Below are 14,672 nucleotides of genomic sequence, written 5' to 3' on the forward strand. Positions count from 1 at the left end.
GCCGACATGGTGACCGAGGGCCTGCTGACGCTAAACACTGCTGCTCCCGTCGAGGGATTCGAGGAGCGGATGGAACTGCTGGGAAGGGTGCTAAGTGGACTTCGCAGGCTATGACCCCGCCGGGGGGCAGCAGAGCCGCGGGATCGTCTCCGCCAAGATCGTCATCGCGGGCGGGTTCGGGGTCGGCAAGACCACACTGGTCGGCGCGATCTCGGAGATCACCCCGCTGCGGACCGAGGCGGTGATGACCGCGGCCGGTGTCGGCATCGACGATCCGTCCAAGGTGCCGGGCAAGGAGACCACCACGGTCGCCATGGACTTCGGCCGCATCACCATGGCCCAGGACCTGATCCTGTACCTCTTCGGTACGCCGGGACAGACCCGTTTCTGGTTCATGTGGGACGAGATCATCCGGGGTGCGGTGGGTGCCGCCGTGCTGGTCGACACCCGACGGATCACCGACGCGTTCGCGCCGCTGGACTATTTCGAGAACCGCAACCTGCCGTACGTGGTCGCGCTCAACTGCTTCGACGGCGCTCCCCGGTACGAGCTGGAGGAGATTCGCGAGGCGCTGGCGATCTCGCCCGAGGTGCCGCTGATCATGACCGACGCCCGGCGACGCGACTCGGTGAAGCACGTACTGGTCACCGTCACCGAGCACGCGATGCTGCGGCTGCAGGCCGAGCACGGCCGGGGCTTCCCGACGCCGGTCGGCTGAGGCGCGATCCGCCTCCGCCGAACGACCCACCCGGTCCGACGCCTCGCGTCGGACCGGGCATCGGTCGTGCGGTCGACGCGCAGGTGGTAGCCGCGCCCGACGCCGTCCGGGCGACGCGGGGCGGCGCGGAGCCGGGCGACCGCCGGTCAAGCGCGCCGTCGGCGGCTTCGGCCTGCGCCCGCACCGTCTCGACCTCGCACCGGGGCCGCGCACCGCAGGCAGGCCCGCCGACTCGGTCCCGCCTATCATGTGGGAGATATTTCCCAATGATTGGGAGGCAGGGATGAGCGTCGCCGACGCGTTCGACGCCGTCGCGGGAAGCTACGACGAGGGGCGTCGCCGGCTGGTGCCCTGCTTCGACGCCTTCTACGGCACCGCGGTCGAGGTGGCCGCGCCGCCCCTGCGGGCCGCGCTGGCCGCCGGGCGTACCCCCGAGGTGTTGGACCTGGGTGCGGGCACCGGCCTGCTGTCTCTGCTGCTCGCCGCGGCGGTCCCCGGGGTCCGGCTGACCCTCGTCGACGCCGCTGCGGCGATGCTGGCGGTCGGGGCGGAGCGGCTACGGGCCCGCGGAGTGCCGCACCGCACGGTGCTCGCCGACCTCGCTGACCCACTTCCCGCAGGCCGGTACGACGCGGTGGTCAGCGCGTTGGCCGTCCACCACCTCGACGACGCCGGAAAGCGGACGCTCTACCGGCGGGCCGCGGACGCGCTCGTGCCGGGTGGGGTCTTCGTCAACGCCGAGCAGGTTGCCGGCCCGACGCCCGAGCTGGACCGGCGCTACGACGACGTGTGGACGGCGCGGATCATCGAGCTCGGCGCGACAGCCGACGAGATCGCGGCCGCCCGGGAGCGGATGCGGCACGACCGGCCGGCGACGGTGGCCGACCAGTGCGGCTGGCTCACCGACGCCGGCCTCGTCGACGTGGACTGCTTCTTCAAGGAGTGGCGCTTCGCCGTCTTCGGTGGTCACCGCCCCTGATCCCGTCCGCGGCCGGCGCCGGGCGCCCTGATCGGGGCGCGATCACCGTCGACGGGACCCGTCCAGGTTCTCGGAGGCCGGGTTGGACCGATTCATCCCGAAACACGAACCGATCGCCGGTTTGCCGATTCACGGCGGCGGGGATGACTGGCGGTCATACCGCTGGGTAATCTTCCCGGCATGACCGCCAAGGTGACGCTGTCGTTCTCCGACGAGACGATCGAGGAGGCGCGCCGGTTCGCCAGGCGCGAGGGCATGTCGCTCTCCGCGTGGATGGACCAGGCCGCCCGGGAGAAGGCGCTCCGGGAGGTCTTCGCCGCGCACGCCGCCGCTGTCGGCCGCGCCGGAATGGATCTCGAGTCGGCCGCCCTCGCCGACGCGCGCGAGGTGGGCATGGTCGACGACCTGCTCTTCCGCGGGCGTCGGCGTGCTGCGTAGGGGAGAGGTCTGGCGCATCGAGGGTGCCCGGGAACGGCTCGGGCTGGTGATCAGCTCGGACGTCTACAACTCCACCGAGGTGCCCATCGTGATCGTGGTCGAGGTGGTCGAGCAGGCGCTGCTGCGCGACTCGCCGCTCGCCGTGCCCATGGGTGGGTACGTGGTGATGCCCGACCGCCTCTCCTCGCCCCTGAAGAAGTGGTTCACCGAGTGCGTGGACGTCGCCGACGCCGACACGATGCACCTGGTCGGCCGGGCGCTGCGCATCCTGCAGCAGCTCTGAGCCCCGCTCGGCGGCGCCCGGCCGGGGCCGGTAGGCTCCCCGCCGGCCCGGCTGCTCCGGCCGCCGAGCGTGACCGGGGGCCGTGACTTCCGCCGGTGACACGTCGGGCAGGACCCCGCTTTGACCAGCCGACCGGGCTCCGGGTATCGTTGCCTGCTGTTGTACGACATCCAGAGGCGTGCCGCTTCAGGTACGCTTGGTCGTTCGTGCGCGCCTGGTGACCCGGCGCGCGACCCCAGACCGACGACGAGACAAGGTAGACCTGTGCGTACGTACAGCCCGAAGCCGGGTGAGATCGAGCGTCAGTGGCACGTCATCGACGCTTCTGATGTCGTGCTGGGCCGCCTGGCCACCCACGCCGCCACGTTGCTGCGTGGCAAGCACAAGCCGACCTTCGCGCCGCACGTCGACACGGGCGACTTCGTCGTCATCGTGAACGCGGGCAAGGTGGCGCTGACCGGCAACAAGCGTCAGCAGAAGATCGCCTACCGCCACTCCGGTTACCCGGGTGGTCTGAAGCAGGTCGGCTACGACGAGCTGCTGACCAAGCGTCCCGAGCGGGCCATCGAGCTGGCTGTCAAGGGGATGCTGCCGCACAACAAGCTCGGCCGTAAGCTCATCAAGAAGCTGAAGGTCTACGCCGGTGCCGAGCACCCGCACGGCGCCCAGCAGCCGGTGCCGTTCGAGATCAAGCAGATCGCGCAGTGAGCGCGGGCGAAGGAATCAGCATGACCGACATCACCGCCACCGAGGTCGCCCCCGAGGCCACCGAGGCGCCGGCGCCCGTCGCCCGCGCGCCTCGTGGTGACCGCCCGATCCAGACCGTGGGCCGCCGCAAGGAGGCCATCGTCCGGGTTCGCATCGTGCCGGGCACCGGCAAGATCACCTGCAACGGCCGGGACCTCGAGGCCTACTTCCCGAGCAAGGTCCACCAGCAGCTGATCAAGGATCCGCTGGTGACCGCCGAGAAGCCGGAGGCGTTCGACGTCATCGCCAACCTGCGCGGTGGCGGCATCACCGGTCAGGCCGGCGCGCTCCGCCTGGCCATCGCCCGGGCTCTGATCGTCAACGAGCCCGACGACCGCCCGGCGCTGAAGAAGGCCGGCTTCCTGACCCGGGACGCCCGGGTCAAGGAGAGCAAGAAGTACGGCCTCAAGAAGGCCCGCAAGGCTCCTCAGTACTCGAAGCGCTGATCATCACCAGCGCGTTGTACGCCTGACGGACGGCCGGTCCGCCTCCTTTCGACGGGAGGTGGGGCCGGCCGTTTCGCTTCTTCTCTGTCGACCGCGTCATCGGAGGTTTGGCGGGTATGGGTCGGTTGTTCGGTACGGACGGCGTCCGCGGACGCGCGAACGTGGATCTCACACCCGAGCTGGCGCTCGCCGTGGCGGTCGCCGCCGCGCACACACTCGCCGAGACCGACCGGAGTCATCCCCCGGTCGCGGTGGTCGGGCGGGACACCCGGGCCAGCGGCGAGATGCTGGAGGCCGCCGTCGTCGCGGGCCTCACCAGCGCCGGTGCCACGGTGATCCGCGTCGGGGTGCTGCCCACCCCGGCGGTGGCGTACCTGACCGCGGAGGCCAAGGCCGACCTGGGCGTGATGCTCTCCGCGTCGCACAACCCGATGCCGGACAACGGGATCAAGCTCTTCGCCGCCGGCGGGCACAAGCTCCCCGACGAGCTGGAGATGAAGATCGAGGCGGCGATCGAGGCGAACGCCACCTCGGCCTGGGACCGCCCGGTCGGTGCCGGCGTCGGGCGGGTGCACGACCTGCTCGACGGGGCCGACCACTACGTGCAGCACCTGGTCGGGACCGTGCCGCACCGGCTCGACGGGATCAAGGTCGTGGTCGACTGCGCCAACGGCGCGGCGGCCGACGTCGCCCCGGTCGCGTACCGGGAGGCCGGCGCCGAGGTGATCGCCATCCACGCCGAGCCCGACGGGCTCAACATCAACGACGAGTGCGGCTCCAACCACATCGAGGCGTTGCGCGCCGCGGTCGTCGAGCACGGCGCGCACCTGGGCATCGCGCACGACGGCGACGCCGACCGCTGTGTGGCGGTGACCGCCGACGGCGACGAGGTCGACGGCGACCAGCTCATGGCGATCCTCGCGCTCGCCATGCGGGAGGCCGGGGCGCTCACCGACGACACGCTCGTCGCGACCGTGATGAGCAACCTCGGGCTCCGGCTGGCGATGTCCGCCGAGGGCATCCGGCTGGTCGAGACGAAGGTCGGCGACCGGTACGTCCTGGAGGAGCTGCGCGCGTCCGGGCTCGCCCTCGGCGGCGAGCAGAGCGGGCACATCGTCATGCCCGCCTACGCGACCACCGGCGACGGCGTGCTGACCGGCCTGCACCTGATGTCCCGGATGGCGGCCACCGGGCGTTCCCTGGCCGAGCTCGCCGCCGTGGTGACCAAGCTGCCGCAGGTGCTGATCAACGTGCCGGTCGGCGACCGCACCGTCGGCGCCGCCGCTCCGGCGGTACGTGCCGAGGTCGAGCGGGCCGAGAACGAGCTGGGCGGCACCGGCCGGGTGCTCCTGCGCCCCTCCGGCACCGAGCCGCTGGTCCGGGTGATGGTCGAGGCCGCCACCGAGGCGACGGCCCGGTCGGTCGCCGAGCGCATCGCCGAGCAGGTCCGCACCGCCAGTCCGGCCTCCTGACCGGTCCGGCAGGGGCCACACCGGCTGCTCGTCACTCCTCGGCGAGCAGCCGCGCGGCCGGCAGTCGACGTAGCAGGGCCGCCGGCAGGAGCGCCGCCAGGCCGCTCACGACGATGCCGGCGACCGCCGTGACACCGGCCACCAGCAGCAGACCGGCGGGGAGCGCGCCGATGAGGCCCACCGCGCCCAGCAGACCCAGCAGGGCCCCGCTGCCGGCGCCCAGCGCTCCGAGCGCGAGCGCCTCGTAGGCGATGAGCCGGGCGAGCGCCCCATCGGTCCAGCCGATCGCGCGGAGCGTGGCCAGCTCCGCAGCGCGGTCGCGGACCCCGAGGTAGATCACGTCGGCCACGGCGGCCGCGCCGAGCAGCATGGTCGCCGCCGCGGCGATCAGGTCCGCTCCGCGGACGTCGAGCGAGATCGCGTCCCCCAGCAGGCTGCCGACGACCGCGCCGCGGAAGGCGTACGAGACGGTGCCGACCAGGGTCAGCGCCGCGACGCCGATGGCCAGGGCACCCGCACCGAGCAGGGTGCGCCCCGGCGTACGGGCGAGGTTGGTGAGGGCCAACTGGAACAGGGTGCGGGGCCGGGTACCACGGCGGACGGCGGCCACCGCGGGACGTAGCGCGGCGGCCGGATGCGCGCGACTGGCAAGCAGCGCCGGGGTCAGGCCGGCGACCAGCGCCAGCAGCAGCGCCACCGGTACGGCGAGCAGCGCCCGCCACCAGCCGACGTCGATTCCGAGCGCGGCGGAGATCGGGGTCGCCAGGGCGACGGAGAGCAGCCCGGCGACGAGGCCGAGGGTGGCCACCTCGCCGAGGACGAGCAGGCTGATCCGCCGGGCCGACCAGCCGAGGCAGGCGAGCAGCGCCAGCTCGGACCTGCGGTCCCGGACCGCAGCGGTCACCGCGTTGCCCAGGAAGAGCGCGCACACGACCAGTACGAGCAGGAAGAGCAGCACGCTCTTGCGGTCGACGGCCTGCACGATGACGGACCCGACCCCGAGGGCGGACCAGTTCTCGGTCAGCCGCAGCTCGGGACGGCCGAAGGAGCCGGCGGGCAGCTCGACGGTCTGCGGGGCGGGGGAGGAGCCGAGGGTGATGTCCACGTCCAGCCCGGTGGCCTCGGCGATCTGCTCGGCCACCAGACGGACCCGTTCCGCGGAGTGCTCGCTGTAACCGTCGACGTCCTCGACGCGTACCCGGACGGCGCTGATCGGCGCGTCGCGCTGCGCCCGGGGCGCCCCCTCCAACAGCTTCGGCAGGGACTCCAGGTTGGTCAGCAGGAACGGGGGCGTGCTCAGGTAGCCGGCGGGGTTTCCGCCGGGGAACAACGGCTGATCGCCGAGGGCCGTCCGGCTGGGCTCGTCCGCTCCCTCGGCCGTCGGCGGCTCGTACGTCTCCAACGGCACCCGGGACAGGTCGCCGAACCGGGTCAGCCGCTCGGGGTCGAAGACGCCGACGGGCTCCCATCCCGGCATCTTCCGCCCGCCGAGCCCACGCGTCTCCAGCCTGTGCAGCGTGCGGAACGACGTGTCCGCCCCGAGCCAGGGCACGGGCATGTCGCGTTCGCGGGCCTCCCCGTACACGCCGGGATCGGGGTCGACTGCGCGGGCCCGCAGCGTGCCGTCGGGCAGCTCCTCGTAGCCGGGCGGGCCCGCCTGCAGCACCGACCGCAGCTCGCCGAAGCAGCAACTGCCACTGTCCCGGAGCGCCTTCGCCAACTGCGCCTCCTGGGCGGCCGCGACGTCCAGCCGGACGGATCCGGCCGGGATCGCCTCGGCGGCCTCCAACGCTCTGCTCACCGCCGTCTCGGAGAGGCCGGCCACCCGATCGGGACGGAGCCGGGTGAAGGCCACCGAGATGTTGCCGTCGACGTACGGCCGGCTCGTCGCCAGCACCGGGAACTGCCGGTTCTGTATCCCGGGCAGGTCCCTCGGCAGGTCGTCCGGGCGCAGTGCCCGGCCCTGCACCACGGCGCTGCTGAGCCCCACGAGCCGCTCCTCGGCCGGCGGATCGACGGCCGCGAGCAGGAACGGCACGTGCGCCGAGACGGGTACCGTCAGGCGGTCCCGCACGCGCGGGCGGAACGTTCCCGTCGGCACTTCTCCGTCGTACGCCATCTCCACGTCCGCGAACCGCCCGTCGGGGCGGAGCTGGAACGTCCAGAATCCGGTGTTCTCCAGCTCCGATCGCGAGCTGCCGGGCGCGCCGACGGGTTGGGGTATTCCGCAGATCGGCTCCGTACGGCCGTCGGGAAGGACCTCCAGGGCGCCTCCGGAGATCGCGCCGTCGCAGTGGGCGAGCGGATAGGACCTGCCGTTGGTGTGCGGGACGGGACCGGTGAGGGAATCTATCGGCCCGACCGGTTGGGCCACCTCGTTGCGGGTGACGTAGACGTAGAGCGGGCGGGCCGCCGCGCGGGACAGCCCGCGTTCGGCGCTGAAGGTCGGGTCGATGCGGATCACCTGGCGGTCGGCGTCACGGTCCACAGCGGCGGTGAGGTCGACCTCCACCGGCACCCACCGGATCGAGTGACCGAGCATCGCGATCGGCGCCGCGACCTCCACCCCGTCGACGGCGGCGACCTGCCGGTACTGCGCCGGGCTGATGCCGCCGAAGAGCCCGGAGAGGTAGTTGGGCTGCACCCGTCCCCGCGCCGCCTCCTGCGCGGTGCGGCTCCCCTTCGGCCGGACCAGGACGTCGTACGCGGCCGCGCTGTCCCGTTCGACCGTGCCGATCACCTGGAGCCGGGACGCCGTGGTGGCGCCGGTGAGCACGATGAAGCCGGTGGTCGCCACCAGCACTCCGGTCGCCAGGGCTATCGACCGTCCGGCTCGCCCGCGTAGCTGGCGCCAGATGAATCCGAGCATCGCGTCCCGCCTCTCCGTCAGGTCGCAGGTCCCGCTTCCGGGTTGGAGAGCCGCCCTGACGGGCCGCCCGCCGCCTCAGAGCCGCAGCCGAGCCGCCCGCCGCCTCAGAGCCGCAGCCGGGCGGCCCGGTCGAAGGTCTCCGCCGGCTCCTCTCCCTCGGTGAGGTCGAGGTCCTCGACCACCCGACCGTCGCCGAGCCGGATCAGCCGGTCGCAGCGGGCGGCGATGGCCCGCTCGTGGGTGGCGAGCACGATCGTCATGCCGTGCCGGTCGCGCAGGCCGAGCAGGAGGTCGAGGATCTGCGCGCCGGTGGTCGAGTCGAGGTTGCCGGTGGGCTCGTCGGCGAGGAGCAGGCCGGGACCGCCCATCAGCGCGCGGGCGATGGCGACCCGCTGCTGCTGGCCGCCGGAGAGCTGTGCCGGCAGGGCCCGTTCCCGCTCGGCGAGGCCGACGGCGTCGAGCAGTTCCCGGGCCTGGGCCAGGTGGTCGGTACGACCGCGACGAGGCAGCACGGGCGCGAGCACGTTGTCCAGCACGGTGAGCGCGGGGAGCAGGTGGTAGCGCTGGAAGACGAAGCCCACCCGCTGCCGGTAACGCGCCAGACCTGCCCGGCGCAGGCCGCTGATCTCCACTCCGTCGACGGTGATGGTCCCCTCGTCGGGCTGCTCGATCGCGCCGATCAGGTGCAGCAGCGTCGACTTGCCCGACCCGCTGGGCCCGGTCAGCGCCACCACCGAACCCGCCGCGATCGTCAACGAGACGTCGTCGACCGCCGTGATCTGCTCCGCCCCGCTGCCGAACCGCCGGGCCAGGCGCTCCACCGAGACGGTGCTGCCGGTCTGCTCGCTCATCGTCTACTCCTCTGCCAGTAGGCGCGCCGTACGCAGGCGGCGCAACAGGGTGGTGGGCACCAGGGCGGCGACGGTCGTCACCAGTACTCCGGCCATTGCGACCAGCACCGCGACCAGGACCAGCGCGGCGGGAAGGTCGCCGACCATCCAGGCCGCCCCGCCCAGCCCCACCGCCGCCCCGGTCACCGCGCCCGCGACACCCAACGCCAGCCCCTCATAGCCGATCAGCCGGGCGAGCGCAGCGTCGGTCCACCCGACCGCGCGCAACGTGGCCAGTTCGGCGGCCCGGTCGCGGATGTTGAGGTAGAGCACGTCCGCCACCGCCGCGGCGCCGAGCAACACCGTGGCCGCAGCCGCCGCCGCGTCCGCACCGCGCACGCTCAGCGAGACCACGTCGCCGAGCAGGCTGCCGACGATCGCCCCGCGGAAGGCGTACGCGGCGGCGGCGACCAGCGTCAGCGCGGCCACCCCGATCGCCAGGGCACCGGCTCCCAGAAGCGTCCGTCCGGGGGTCCGGAGCAGATTGGCCAGGGCGACGCCGGCGAGGGTGCGCGGGCGGCGTACCCAGCGAGCGCCCGCCACCACCGGGCGGAGCGCGCCGGCCGGGTGGGCGCGCGCCGCCCGCAGCGCCGGCACCACTCCCGCGGCCAGGGCGAGGAGCAGCGCCACGGGCACGGCCAGCGCGGCCCGCCACCAGTCCACGTCGATGCCGAGCGCGGTACCGATCGGCACCGCGAGGGCCAGCGAGAGCAGGCCCGCCGTGAGCCCGAGCACGGCGACCTCGCCGAGGATCAGTGCGCCGATCCGGCGGACCGGCCAGCCGAGACAGGCGAGCACCGCCAACTCCGGCCTGCGGTCCCGGACCGCAGCGCTGACCGCGTTGCCGAGGAACAGCGCGCAGACCACCAGCACCAGGAAGAAGAGCACCACGCTCTTGCGGTCCACCGCCTGCGCGATGACCGACGCCACGCCGAGCGCCGACCAGTGCTCGGTCAACCGCAGCAGGGGCCGTCCGAACGATCCGGAGGGCAGTTCCACGATCTGCGGCGCGGGTGAGGAGCCGAGGGTGATGTCGACGTCCAGGCCGGTCGTCCTGGCGATCTGCTCGGCGATCAGCCGGACGCGTTCGGCGGAGCGTTCGTTGTAGCCCGACACGTCGGCGACCCGGACGCGGATGGCGCTGATCGGTGCCTCGACCTGCGGGACAGGGCCGCCCTTCAGGAGCGTCGGCACGCTGCCGAGGTTGGTGAGCAGCAGCGGAGGGGCGGCGAGGTAGCCGGCCGGGTTGCCACTCGGCTCCAGGGGCTGCCCGCCCAACGCGGCCCGGCTCTCGTCGTCGGCCCCTTGTGCCACCGGCGCCTGATAGGTCTCCAGGGGCACCCTGCCGACGTCGCTGAACCCGGCCAACTTGCCCGGGTCGAAGACACCGACCGCACGCCAGTAACGCTGGGGCGCGTTGCCGCCGTCGGGCAGCGGTAACCGGCGTACCGCTCGGGTGGGCTGGTCCTCGGAGAGCCAGGGCCGGGGGAGTGGACTGGCGGTGGTCTCGTCGCCGTAGGCCGTGGGTTCGGCGGGTGGCTGCGGGCGCGCGCGTAGTGTGCCGTCGGGCCGACGCTCGTACTGCACGTCACCGGACTGCACGATGGCCTGCAGCTGCCCGTAACAGCAGCCGGTCTCGGAGAGCCCTTCGGCGAGCTTCGCCCGATAGCCGGCGGCGACGTCGTACCGGTCCGATCCGGCCGCGATCCCGCTGGCGCGGCCCAGCGTGTGCTCCAGGTCGATGACCGACACGCCGGCCGGACTGACCCCGGGCAGCCGGGTGAGCCGGGCCGCCAGTGCCGCGTCGAAGAAGGGCCGACTCGTGACGAGCACCGGGGTGGCGAGGGTGACCGCGGTGCCGAGGCGCTTGACGTCGACCGTGTCGTGCGGGCCGACGACTCGTCCCTCGATCACGGCACCACCGAGGCCGACCAACCGCTCCTCGGCTGCCGGGTCCACCGCGGCGAGCAGGAACGGCACGGTCAGGTCGTACGCCATGCGCAGCCGGTCGGAGACGGCCGGTGACGGGCCGGACCCTCCGGTCACCAGCACGCCCGGCATGCTCTCGAAGCGGCCGTCCGGCAGCAGACGTACCGCGTCGACGGTCCACTCCGCACGCTCGGAGTAGGTGCTGGGGCTTCCCAGCAGGGCGAATCGCGGGTCGCAGACGGCAAGGCTGCGCCCGTTCGGCAGCACCTCACGGGGAACGAGTCCGCAGCTCGCCTCCGCGGAGTACGAGCGGCCGTCGGAGTACGGGACCGCGTCGCTGTCGAACGGCGGGTCGAGCCGGGGATAGATCAGCGGGTGCTTGGTCACGTACACGTAGCGGGGCTTGCCGGGCGCGGTGGAGAGCCCGCGCTCGGCCACGAAGGTCGGATCGACCCGGATCACCTGCCGATCCAGTGACCGGTCGACGGCGTCGGTGAGGTCCAGTGGGGTCGGCACCAGGGTGGTCGAGTAGCCGAGCATCGCGATCGGCGCTGCCACGTCGATGCCGGGGACGGCCTTGACCTGCTCGTACTGCTGCGTCGTGATGCCGCCGAAGTGGCCGGAGAGGTAGTTCGGACGGACCAGTCCGCGCTCGGCCTCCAGGGGGGTGCGTGTCCCCTGAGGCCGGACGAGGATGTCGTAGGCGACGCGGGTGTTGCGCTCGACGGTGCCGGTGACGTCGAGACGGGAGGTGGTGGTGGCGCCCGTGAGCACCACGAACCCGGTCGTCGCCACGAGCACGCCGACCATGAGCGCCACCGACCGTCCCGCACGGCCGCGAAGCTGACCCCAGATGAACCTGAGCATGTTCGCGCCTCCCCGTTGTGCTGCCCATCACTCTGCGCGTTACATTGTCACAATGCAAGACCGGAATTGGAGGGGATGATGGCGATCCAGCACGCTGTCCTGGCGTTGCTGGCCGGCGGGCCCAGCTACGGCTATGAGCTGAAGGGCGAGTTCGAGAACTCCGTCGGTCCACAGTGGGGCCCGTTGAACATCGGGCACCTCTACCAGATCCTCGACCGCTTGTCGCGGGACGCGTTGGTGGTCGCGCACCGTGAGGAGCAGCCCACCAAGCCGGACCGGGTGGTCTACGAGATAACCGACGCCGGGCGCGTCGAGCTGGACCGCTGGCTCGGCGAGCCGAGTCCGCGCAGCGGTGGGTTCCGGGACGACTTCTTCCTGAAGGTGACCGCCGCCGCCCGCTCCGGCGCCGCGCAGACCGTACGGACGGTCCTCGGCAGCCAGCGCGGGCACCTGCTGCGGGAGCTGCGCAACCTCGACGGTCTGCGGCGTACGGCCGGCGACCCGGTGGTCGGGTTGCTGCTCGCCGCCGCGTGTCGACACGTCGAGGCCGATCTCGCCTTCATCGACGACGCGGAGTCGGTGCTGCTCGCCGACGGCGGTTCGGTGCTCTCCACGATGGCGGCGGCCCGTCCGGTGAAGCCCTCCGAGGAGGGGGCGGGCCCGACCCGGATCGCCGGGTGACCCGGCCCGGCCGTCCGGAGGTCAGCCCGCGGCGAGTCGGCGCAGGCGGGTGACCGCCTCGGTCAGCACCTCGGGCCGTTTGCAGAAGGCGAAGCGGACCAGCCGCCGCCCGGCCTCGGCGTCGTCGTAGAAGACCTGGGTCGGCACCGCGACCACCCCGCACCGCTGCGGCAGCGAACGGCAGAACTCCACCCCGTCCCGGCCGCCGAGCGACGTGACGTCGGCGGTGACGAAGTACGTGCCCTCCGGGGCGAGCACGTCGAAGCCGGCGTCGTTCAGGCCCTCGACCAGCTGGTCTCGCCGCGCCTGCAGCCCGGCCCGGAACCCGCTGAAGTACTCGTCCGGCAGGCCCAGCGCCACCGCCGCCGCAGGCTGCAGCGGCGCTGCGTTGACGAAGGTGAGGAACTGCTTCACCCGGAGCAGCGCGGAGACCAGCCGCGCCGGTCCGCTCGCCCAGCCGATCTTCCACCCGGTGCAGGAGAACGTCTTGCCGGCGGAGGAGATCCGCAGGGTGCGTTCCCGCATACCCGGCAGCGTGGCGAGGGGCAGGTGCGGGGCGGAGGCGTCGGTGAAGACCAGGTGCTCGTAGACCTCGTCGGTCACCGCGTACGCGTCGTGCTCCTGGCACAGCTCGGCGACGAGCGCCAGCTCGGCCGGAGTGAAGACCTTCCCGGTCGGGTTGTGCGGCGAGTTCAGCAGCACCAGCCGGGTCCGCGGCCCGAACGCCGCGCGCAGCGCCTCCGGGTCGAAGGCGTACCGGCCATTGTCGACCGGGCGCAACGTCACCGGGCGGCGGACCGCGCCGGCCAGGGCGATGGAGGCGGCGTACGAGTCGTAGTACGGCTCGAAGCAGACCACCTCGTCGCCCGGCTCGCAGAGGGCGAGGATCGCGGCGGCGACCGCCTCGGTGGCGCCCGCGGTCACCACGACCTCGCCGTCCGGGTCGTACTCCAGCCCCCAGAACCGGCGCTGATGGGCCGCCACCGCCGCGCGTAGGGCGGGGATGCCCGGGCCCGGCGGGTACTGGTTCTGCCCGGAGCGCAGCGCCTCGGCGGCGGCGGCGAGCATCTCCGGCGGGCCGTCGGTGTCCGGGAAGCCCTGGCCCAGGTTGACCGCGCCGGTGCGTACGGCGAGCGCGGACATCTCGGCGAAGATGGTCGTGCCGAACGGCCGCATCCGGGCCACCAGCGGATCGACATCGGCGGTCGTCGTCACGCCCGCCAGCCTACGACTTCCCGGCCGCGGCTCAACCGACCGCTCCACCGGAGCAGCTGGCCCGCGAGCCCGCGACCCCCACCTTCTCGGTGATCGGGGCGCCACCGTCGACCCGGACCGAGCAGGTGAGCGTGTCCCCGGTGCCGGCGATCCGGCTGGCCTGCAACACCACCTGGTCGCGATGATCGGTACGGATGCTCCTGCGCCAGGGCAACGACCTCGCGTCCAACCAGACGGGGACGCCGTTCGCGTCGTAGTACAGGATGTCGGCCCGCCCGCGGCCGGTCACCTCGTAGACCACCGAGATCAGGCCGGGACCGCCGGACGGGGTGGTGGCGGGGCTGGCCGAGGGGGTCGGCGCCGAGGTGGCGTCCGTGGCCGTGTCGCCGTCTTCGCCGTCCGTGGCCGTGTCGCCGTCCTCGCCGTCCGCGGCCGTGTCGCCGTCCCCGCCGTCCGTGGCCGTGTCGCCGTCCCCGCTCTCCGCCGACAGGTCGTCGGCGAACGGGTCGGCCTGGGCGTGGTCCGCGGGCGGGTCGAAGAGGCGCGCACCGAGTGCGACGCCGCCGACGAGCAGGAGCGCCCCGGCGAGGAGCGCGCCGACGAGCCGCCGGCCCCGCCGCGCGCGGGGCCGTGCGTCACCGGTGACCGGGTACGCGACGCCGCCGCCGAGATCGACGATCGGCGCCGACGTCGCGTCGGCCGTCGGAGCGGGCGAATGGAGTGGGGTTGCGAGCCAGAGATCCGGCCGCGCCGTGTTCTCCCCGGCCGATGCCGGATCGAGTGGCGCCCAGGGTTGGGGCTCGGGTTGCGGAGCGGGTGGCGACGGATCGGAGGGCGGCGGCCCGTCGGACATGGGTACTCCAGTTCGCGTGGGCGAGCGCGTCGGTCGGGGCCCGCCAGCCTACGGACCGCCCGACCGCCCGGTGCGGCCCTCCCCGGCCCGGCTCGCCGGCGGCGGGGTGTCGACCGCGCTGGAGCCCCCGGCCTCCCGGCCCCCGGCCTCCCGGCCCTCGGCCTCCCGGCCTCCCGGCCTCCCGGCCTCCCGGCCTCCCGGCCTCCCGGCCTCCCGGCCTCCCGGCCTCCCGGCCTCCCGGCCTCCCGGCCTCCCGGCCTCCCGGCCTCCCGGCCTCCCGGCCTC

Annotated in this window: 13 protein-coding genes and 1 pseudogene; 9 read left to right on the forward strand and 5 right to left on the reverse strand. The window is 73.3% G+C overall.

The genetic code is table 11. The features are described 5' to 3' along the window. The 8 genes and pseudogenes from D7147_RS31745 to glmM all read left to right on the forward strand — a co-directional run. Positions 1-114, forward strand: a pseudogene (locus D7147_RS31745) (DUF742 domain-containing protein); the annotation flags it as partial. After that, complete coding sequence (locus D7147_RS31750; protein ID WP_120684375.1) at positions 95-718, forward strand: GTP-binding protein; 624 nt, start codon at positions 95-97, stop codon at positions 716-718. The pseudogene D7147_RS31745 and the gene D7147_RS31750, both read left to right, overlap by 20 nt. A gap of 283 nt (positions 719-1,001) precedes the next feature. Then, positions 1,002-1,697 carry a class I SAM-dependent methyltransferase gene (locus D7147_RS31755; protein WP_120684377.1) on the forward strand — a complete coding sequence of 232 codons (696 nt, stop codon included), beginning with the start codon at positions 1,002-1,004 and terminating at the stop codon, positions 1,695-1,697. A gap of 180 nt (positions 1,698-1,877) precedes the next feature. Beyond that, positions 1,878-2,135 (forward strand): DUF6364 family protein, encoded by a 258-nt coding sequence (locus tag D7147_RS31760; protein ID WP_120684379.1) that lies wholly within the window; start codon positions 1,878-1,880, stop codon positions 2,133-2,135. After that, complete coding sequence (locus D7147_RS31765) at positions 2,125-2,418, forward strand: hypothetical protein (protein ID WP_120684381.1); 294 nt, start codon at positions 2,125-2,127, stop codon at positions 2,416-2,418. Before D7147_RS31760 ends, D7147_RS31765 begins: the two co-directional genes overlap by 11 nt. 264 nt (positions 2,419-2,682) lie before the next feature. Further along, positions 2,683-3,126 (forward strand): 50S ribosomal protein L13, encoded by a 444-nt coding sequence (gene rplM / locus D7147_RS31770; protein ID WP_018720634.1) that lies wholly within the window; start codon positions 2,683-2,685, stop codon positions 3,124-3,126. A 20-nt stretch (positions 3,127-3,146) separates the two neighbouring features. Further along, entirely contained in the window at positions 3,147-3,611 is a 465-nt protein-coding gene (gene rpsI / locus D7147_RS31775) for a 30S ribosomal protein S9 (RefSeq protein WP_076466623.1), read from the forward strand. A 116-nt stretch (positions 3,612-3,727) separates the two neighbouring features. Next, on the forward strand, positions 3,728-5,083 hold the full coding sequence (glmM, locus tag D7147_RS31780; protein ID WP_120684383.1) for a phosphoglucosamine mutase: 1,356 nt from the start codon (positions 3,728-3,730) through the stop codon (positions 5,081-5,083). 31 nt (positions 5,084-5,114) lie between these two features. Here glmM and D7147_RS31785 read toward each other — a convergent pair whose 3' ends face one another. From D7147_RS31785 to D7147_RS31795, 3 genes are all read right to left on the reverse strand, one after another. After that, the gene (locus D7147_RS31785) at positions 5,115-7,952 is read right to left on the reverse strand and encodes an FtsX-like permease family protein (protein WP_147437486.1); all 2,838 of its coding nucleotides are present in this window, start codon (positions 7,950-7,952) and stop codon (positions 5,115-5,117) included. A gap of 104 nt (positions 7,953-8,056) precedes the next feature. Then, on the reverse strand, positions 8,057-8,803 hold the full coding sequence (locus D7147_RS31790) for an ABC transporter ATP-binding protein (RefSeq protein WP_120684387.1): 747 nt from the start codon (positions 8,801-8,803) through the stop codon (positions 8,057-8,059). 3 nt (positions 8,804-8,806) lie between these two features. After that, on the reverse strand, positions 8,807-11,638 hold the full coding sequence (locus D7147_RS31795; protein ID WP_147437487.1) for an FtsX-like permease family protein: 2,832 nt from the start codon (positions 11,636-11,638) through the stop codon (positions 8,807-8,809). A gap of 78 nt (positions 11,639-11,716) precedes the next feature. On the opposite strand from D7147_RS31795, the gene D7147_RS31800 reads away from it, so the two are divergent. Further along, positions 11,717-12,319, forward strand: coding sequence for a PadR family transcriptional regulator (locus tag D7147_RS31800; protein ID WP_158609414.1), 603 nt, complete (start codon positions 11,717-11,719; stop codon positions 12,317-12,319). A gap of 21 nt (positions 12,320-12,340) precedes the next feature. Here the strand turns inward: D7147_RS31800 and D7147_RS31805 are convergent, their stop codons facing one another. Further along, complete coding sequence (locus D7147_RS31805; protein WP_120684393.1) at positions 12,341-13,534, reverse strand: pyridoxal phosphate-dependent aminotransferase; 1,194 nt, start codon at positions 13,532-13,534, stop codon at positions 12,341-12,343. 31 nt (positions 13,535-13,565) lie between these two features. Then, positions 13,566-14,387, reverse strand: coding sequence for an MmpS family transport accessory protein (locus D7147_RS31810; protein ID WP_120684395.1), 822 nt, complete (start codon positions 14,385-14,387; stop codon positions 13,566-13,568). Between the last annotated feature and the right edge of the window lie 285 nt (positions 14,388-14,672).

It is taken from the genome of Micromonospora musae (genome assembly GCF_003626545.1).
GTDB classification, from domain to species: domain Bacteria; phylum Actinomycetota; class Actinomycetes; order Mycobacteriales; family Micromonosporaceae; genus Micromonospora; species Micromonospora musae.

Bases quoted from the DNA above. Each gene is read 5' to 3' on its own strand.
- D7147_RS31760 (WP_120684379.1), top strand. From the start codon at position 1,878: ATGACCGCCAAGGTGACGCTGTCGTTCTCCGACGAGACGATCGAGGAG.
- D7147_RS31795 (WP_147437487.1), bottom strand. From the start codon at position 11,638: ATGCTCAGGTTCATCTGGGGTCAGCTTCGCGGCCGTGCGGGACGGTCG.
- D7147_RS31790 (WP_120684387.1), bottom strand. From the start codon at position 8,803: ATGAGCGAGCAGACCGGCAGCACCGTCTCGGTGGAGCGCCTGGCCCGG.
- D7147_RS31755 (WP_120684377.1), top strand. From the start codon at position 1,002: ATGAGCGTCGCCGACGCGTTCGACGCCGTCGCGGGAAGCTACGACGAG.
- D7147_RS31810 (WP_120684395.1), bottom strand. From the start codon at position 14,387: ATGTCCGACGGGCCGCCGCCCTCCGATCCGTCGCCACCCGCTCCGCAA.
- D7147_RS31800 (WP_158609414.1), top strand. From the start codon at position 11,717: ATGGCGATCCAGCACGCTGTCCTGGCGTTGCTGGCCGGCGGGCCCAGC.
- D7147_RS31785 (WP_147437486.1), bottom strand. From the start codon at position 7,952: ATGCTCGGATTCATCTGGCGCCAGCTACGCGGGCGAGCCGGACGGTCG.
- rpsI (WP_076466623.1), top strand. From the start codon at position 3,147: ATGACCGACATCACCGCCACCGAGGTCGCCCCCGAGGCCACCGAGGCG.
- glmM (WP_120684383.1), top strand. From the start codon at position 3,728: ATGGGTCGGTTGTTCGGTACGGACGGCGTCCGCGGACGCGCGAACGTG.